At 53.3% G+C, this 6531-nt stretch carries 6 protein-coding genes; all 6 read left to right on the top strand.

Annotated features, from left to right (window positions below):
* The first annotated feature begins 91 nt into the window (after positions 1 to 91).
* Positions 92 to 1054 (top strand): siderophore ABC transporter substrate-binding protein, encoded by a 963-nt coding sequence (locus ACTHSP_RS16510; RefSeq protein WP_070826346.1) that lies wholly within the window; start codon positions 92 to 94, stop codon positions 1052 to 1054.
* A gap of 232 nt (positions 1055 to 1286) precedes the next feature.
* Positions 1287 to 2255 (top strand): ABC transporter permease, encoded by a 969-nt coding sequence (locus ACTHSP_RS16515; protein ID WP_070829697.1) that lies wholly within the window; start codon positions 1287 to 1289, stop codon positions 2253 to 2255.
* Positions 2245 to 3216: an iron chelate uptake ABC transporter family permease subunit gene (locus ACTHSP_RS16520; RefSeq protein ID WP_070734979.1), complete on the top strand. Its 972-nt coding sequence runs from the start codon at positions 2245 to 2247 to the stop codon at positions 3214 to 3216. The genes ACTHSP_RS16515 and ACTHSP_RS16520 overlap by 11 nt, the downstream gene beginning before the upstream one ends.
* 129 nt (positions 3217 to 3345) lie before the next feature.
* A complete protein-coding gene (locus tag ACTHSP_RS16525; protein WP_070734977.1) occupies positions 3346 to 5211 on the top strand; it encodes an acyltransferase family protein in 1866 nt (621 codons plus the stop codon).
* A 140-nt stretch (positions 5212 to 5351) separates the two neighbouring features.
* Complete coding sequence (locus ACTHSP_RS16530; protein WP_070734975.1) at positions 5352 to 5978, top strand: FmdE family protein; 627 nt, start codon at positions 5352 to 5354, stop codon at positions 5976 to 5978.
* 83 nt (positions 5979 to 6061) lie between these two features.
* Positions 6062 to 6531, top strand: a 470-nt coding sequence (locus ACTHSP_RS16535; protein ID WP_440346479.1) for an ATP-binding cassette domain-containing protein, incomplete at its 3' end; no start/stop codon positions are given.

The raw sequence follows: 6531 nt of genomic DNA on the forward strand, positions 1-6531 counted from the left end.
GAAAACAAAAGTTTTCAGACGGCATCTAGCTTTATAATCCGATACAAGTTATCATTTCGATTTACTTTATTTCCGACCACGGAGAAACCCTATGTTACGTTTGACCGCTTTAGCCGTATGCTGCGCCCTTGCTTTGGGTGCGTGTTCACCGAAAGATTCTGCTTCCAATCAGGCGCAAACTGCTTCCGCTTCTGCCGCACAAACCGAAGGCGCAGGCCTGACGGTGAAAACCGCACGCGGCGATGCGAAAGTGCCGCAAAATCCGGAGCGTATCGCCGTTTACGATTTGGGCATGCTCGATACTTTAAACAAATTGGGCGTGAAAACCGGTTTGTCCATCGACAAAAACCGCCTACCCTACTTGGACGAATATTTCAAAACGACCAAACCTGCCGGCACGCTGTTTGAGCCTGACTACGAAGCCTTAAACGCTTACAAACCGCAGCTTATCATCATCGGCAGCCGTGCAGCCAAAGCATTTGACAAGTTGAACGAGATTGCCCCGACCATCGAAATGACCGCCGAAACCGCCAATCTGAAAGAAAGCTCAAAAGAGCGCATCGACGCGCTGGCGCAAATCTTCGGCAAACAGGCCGAAGCGGACAAGCTGAAAGCGGAAATCGATGCTTCGTTTGAAGCGGCGAAAACTGCTGCGCAAGGCAAAGGCAAGGGTTTGGTGGTATTGGTCAACGGCGGTAAAATGTCGGCTTTCGGCCCTTCCTCACGTTTGGGCGGTTGGTTGCATAAAGACATCGGCGTTCCCGCTGTTGATGAATCGATTAAAGAAGGCAGCCACGGCCAGCCTATCAGCTTTGAATACCTGAAAGAGAAAAACCCTGATTGGCTGTTTGTTTTGGACCGCGGCGCGGCCATCGGCGAAGAAGGTCAGGCTGCGAAAGATGTGTTGAACAATCCACTGGTTGCCGAAACAACCGCATGGAAAAAAGGCCAAGTCGTGTACCTCGTGCCGGAAACCTACCTGGCGGCCGGCGGCGCACAAGAATTGCTGAATGCTTCCAAACAGGTCAGCGATGCGTTTAATGCGGCCAAGTAATTCAGCGCGGGCATAGCCGCCCGCTTCTTTCAGACGGCCTGAAAGGTTTGATGATGCACAGGATCAAGCTGCTTGACCTGAAGTCATTGGATTTAGGCCGTCTGAAAATACATGGTGCAAATGGACAATTTTTGCCTGTTTGCATCTGTTTTTATGATGGGCAAACCTGCCCTTTTTTGCCAAATACCTTAACCCTTCTTTCAGACGGCCTTATTTTTTTCCGAACCATTTTATGTTTCACAAACCTTCATTTTTAAATGCGGTCAACGGCGTGGCGCTGCTGATATTGTTTGCCGTCAGCCTGTCAGTCGGCGTGGCCGAATTCAAATGGTCCGCCCTGTTTTCGCTATCCGACAGCCAGCAGGTCATGTTCATCAGCCGCCTGCCGCGCACGTTTGCGATTGTGCTGACGGGTGCATCGATGGCGGTGGCCGGCATGATTATGCAGATTTTGATGCGCAACCGTTTTGTCGAACCGTCGATGGTGGGCGCAAGCCAAAGCGCAGCTTTGGGTTTGCTTCTGATGACCCTGCTGCTTCCGGCCGCGTCGCTGCTGGCAAAAATGTCGGTGGCCGCCGTTGCCGCGCTGATCGGGATGTTGGTCTTTATGTTGCTGATTCGCCGCCTGCCGCCGACCGCGCAACTGATGGTGCCTTTGGTCGGGATTATTTTCGGCGGGGTGATTGAGGCAGTGGCCACCTTTATCGCGTATGAAAACGAAATGCTGCAAATGCTCGGCGTGTGGCAACAGGGCGATTTTTCCGGCGTGTTGCTCGGGCGGTATGAGCTGTTGTGGGCAACGGGGATTTTGGCTTTGTTTGCCTATTTGATTGCCGACCAGCTGACGATTTTGGGTTTGGGCGAAACGGTGAGCGTGAACTTGGGGCTGAACCGGACGGCGATTCTGTGGTCGGGGTTGATTATTGTGGCGCTGATTACGTCTTTGGTGGTTGTGACTGTCGGCAATATCCCGTTTATCGGCCTAGTCGTGCCGAACATCATCAGCCGCCTGATGGGCGACAAGCTGCGCCAGAGCCTGCCTGCGGTGGCCTTGCTGGGCGCGTCTTTGGTGTTGCTGTGCGATATTGTCGGACGCGTGATTGTGTTTCCGTTTGAAATTCCGGTCTCTACGGTTTTTGGCGTGATGGGGACGGTTTTGTTTTTGTGGCTTTTATTAAGGAAACCTGCTCATGCCGTCTGAAAAAAATATCGGTTTTATGGCAGGAAGCAGTCGTCCGTTGTGGGTCGCCTTTGCGCTGTTGCTGGTTTCCTGCGTCCTGTTTATGACGCTCAACGTCAAAGGCGATTGGGACTTTGTCTTGCACCTGCGCCTGACCAAACTTGCCGCGCTGCTGATGGTCGCCTATGCGGTCGGCGTGTCCACGCAACTCTTCCAAACGCTGACCAACAATCCGATTCTGACCCCTTCGATTTTGGGTTTCGATTCGCTGTATGTGTTTTTGCAGACCTTGCTGGTGTTTACGCTCGGCGGCGTGGGCTATGCTTCCCTGCCGTTGACGGGCAAATTCGGCTTTGAACTGGTCGTCATGATGGGCGGCTCGTTGCTGCTGTTCTACACACTCATCAAACAGGGCGGACGCGATTTGTCGCGCATGATTTTAATCGGCGTGATTTTCGGGATTTTGTTCCGCAGCCTGTCATCGCTGCTTTCGCGCATGATTGACCCCGAAGAATTTACCGCCGCACAGGCGAATATGTTTGCCACCTTCAATACCGTCCACTCGGAATTGTTGGGCATCGGCGCAGTCGTGTTGCTCGTCAGCGCCGCCGTGATCTGGCGAGAACGCCACCGCCTCGATGTTTACCTGCTCGGCCGCAATCAGGCCATCAATTTGGGCATCAACTACACACGCAATACCTTATGGCTGCTGTTGTGGATCGCTGCATTGGTTGCAACTGCGACTGCCGTTGTCGGCCCGGTGAGCTTTTTCGGCCTGCTGGTTGCCGCGCTGGCCAACCATTTTTCTCCGTCGGTCAAACATTCCGTCCGCCTGCCCATGACTTTTTGTGTCGGAGGTATCCTATTGGTCGGCGGGCAAACCATCTTCGAACACTTCCTCGGCATGCAGGCCGTATTGAGCGTGGTCGTCGAGTTTGCAGGCGGATTGGTATTTTTATATTTGGTGTTGAAAAAGAAATAAATTAAACGAGCCCAAACAGCTTCAGGCCGTCTGAAGCCCGTGTTAAAAAATATTTAACTATTGAAATGAAACTAAATTTCTGACATGTACTCATAGTAAACATCACTAAATTTACTAAAATTACAAAAAATGAGTACGACATTAAAATACCGTCCCGACTTGGACGGCATCCGGGCTTTGGCCGTCTTGGCCGTTATTATTTTCCACATCAACGCCGCTTGGCTGCCCGGTGGTTTTCTCGGTGTGGATATGTTTTTCGTTTTGTCCGGCTATCTGATCACCACCATCATCAGCCGCGAAATGCAAAACGGCAGTTTTTCGTTTTTAGAATTCTACAAACGCCGCGCGAAGCGCATTTTGCCTGTTTTTTCCTGCGTATTGCTGTGTACGAGCTTGGCCGCCGCAATCTTTTTCTTGTCGTTTGACCTGCGCCAATACGTCAAATCCGCAGTGTTTGCGTTGCTATTTTCGGCCAACCTGTTTTTTGCACGGCGCGGCGGTTATTTCGATGCCGATGCGGCGGAAAAACCTTTGCAGCACATTTGGTCTTTATCGCTGGAAGAGCAGTTTTACTTTGTTTTTCCAGTTTTGCTGACTGCTTTTTTCCGATTCAGCAAAGGGCGCAACATCCGCCAATTCATCCTTTTGCTGATTGTATTGAGCCTGTTGTCCGTCTTTTTGCCCACCTTCGGCATGGATCCTTATTTCCTGCCTTATGTGCGCGCATATGAGCTGCTGATCGGCGCACTTTTTGCCTTTATTCCGCCCTCCCAAACCAACGACCGTTTCAGCACGCCTCTGGTCGGCTGGGCGATGATGGCGGTGATTGCCGCCATGCTGCTGCTTCCTTACGGCGTGTTGCCCGGCGAAGGCAATATTGAACGGCTGCTGTGCTGTACGGCGGTTGGTGGCTTGATTTACTCGGGCAAAACCCTGCAAACGCAAAACGGCTTCAATACCGCCAAACTGTTGAGCCTCAAGCCCGTTGTGTTTATCGGTTTGATTTCCTATTCGCTGTATCTGTGGCATTGGGTGGTCTTGGCCGTCATGCGCTATGTTTACATGGACAACGCTTTGCCGATGTCCGCGATTGTATTGGCCGTCGTACTGATGTCCGGCTTGTCCGTTTTGTCCTATTACTTCGTCGAAACACCGGCGCGACGGATAAAGAATTTCACCACCAAGAAATTCATCGGGGTAATCGCCGCCTATTTCGCCCTGCTGATTCCTGCCGCCGGCTACCTGCTGACTGCCAGACCGGCCGCATACGAGGCAAACCTATATACGGTTGACGAAAGTAACATCTGCGCGGATACCTTAACCAAAACCGACTGCGCGGTTGGCGCAGAAAACCAAAGCAGCAAAGTCCTGCTGATGGGCGACTCCCACGCCGCCCACCTGACGCCCTTTATCGATATGGTGGGCAAACAGGAAGGCTTTGCCGCCGATGTTATTTCGTCCAACAGCTGCGGCGTTGCCTTCGGCTTCCTTCTGCCGCAAAGCGACCGACGTGCCAACCGCTGCAACCCTTACAACCGCTTTATCGCACAAAAGGTCGAAAACTATCCGGTGGTCTTTATCTCACAACGTTGGTTCCTGCATACCGACAAGCCCGGTTTTACGGAGCATTTCGGCAAAATGCTCGACACCCTGATTCAACAGGGCAAGCAGGTTTACGTCTTTGCCGACACGCCGATGAACGCGCAACTGCCCCTGCGCCATTACTACCTGAAACAGCGCCTCGGCATCGACATGCAATACGTTTCCGAGCATAAAAAAGCGGAAATTGCCCGCTCCGCCGAAGCGGACAAAACCATAGAAAACATCGTCAAACAGCGGCCTGCCGTGCATTGGGTCAACATCATGGGTCCGATTCCGGCAGACAAAACCATAGACGGCCTACCGATATATTTTGACACCAACCACCTCAACACCCACGGTGTGACAAAACTGGCGGAAAAATTTATACAGGACAAAAAAATACTCCTAAAATAACACCGCAGTTTCAGCCCGAAACCTTTGCCGTAATACTGAATGCAAATGCCGCTCAAAGCGCAGTAAACAGTATGCCGCAAAGGTTTCAGGCCGTCTGAAACCTTCAGACGGCCTAAGCAAACCCATAAAGGACAACCCTCATGACACAAGAACGCCTTCCTTCATTCTTCGATGACGCCCCGACCATTACCGTCCAAGACGCATTGGCCGACTTCCTCGGCGCGGCCGAAAACGGCATCCTCACTTACCGCTACGCCGATGCCGTGCGCCTGTGCGGCCATTCCTGCCCGACCGTCGCCGGCGCCTACCTGATGGTGGTCAAAGGCCTGAAAGCCCTTTACGGCGAAGAGCTGCCGCAACGCGGCGACATCGAAGCCTTTATGCAGGGCGAGCGTGACGAAGGCACGACCGGCGTTACCGCTTCCGTCGTCCAACTCCTTACCGGCGCGGCACCTGAAACCGGCTTTGGCGGCGTAGGCCCAGCCGGACGCTTTGCCCGCCGCCATCTATTGTCATTTGGTACAGGCGAAATCAACGGCACACTCGCGCTCCGCCGCCGCGACACCGGCAAAACCGTTGCCGTCAGCCTCAACGCCGCGCTCCAACCCTTTGCGCCGCAAATGCGCGACATCATGCCCAAAGCCGTCAGCGGCAGCGCAAGTGCTGACGAACTCAAACAATTCGGCGAGCTTTGGCAAGAACGCGTTCGCGCCTTCCTGATTGACCAAGCCGACAATCCCGAATTTGTTACCGTCAGCGAAATCTAAAAACACCATACAGGAATAAAATTCAGACGGCCTCATGCTGAAAGGCCGTCTGAAACCCTAACTTCCCATTTTCGGACCCGCCTATGATTACCATCCGCAACGTCAGCCACACCATCGGCAGCAACCCCATCCTCAACGACGTCAGCCTCGACATCCCCGAAGGCGGCATTACCGCGCTAATCGGCCCGAACGGCGCAGGCAAGTCTACCCTCCTCTCCTTTATGGCGCGCCTGCAGCCCTTGGTACACGGCGACATCAGCTACGCAGGCAAAGACATCAAAACCACCCCCACCGCCGAACTCGCCCGCACGCTTTCCATCCTCACCCAAGAAAACAGCATCATGAGCCGCATTACTGTGCGCGACCTGCTCATGTTCGGCCGCTATCCCTACCACCAAGGCAGGCCGTCTGAAAACGACAAAACCATTGTCGAAGAAGCGCTTGCCGAGTTCCACCTGCAAGACTTCGCCGACCGCTACCTGACCGAGCTTTCCGGCGGCCAACGCCAACGCGCCATGATTGCCATGGTATTCTGCCAGCGCACCGACTACGT

It is taken from the genome of Neisseria sp. P0001.S005, from assembly GCF_051963715.1.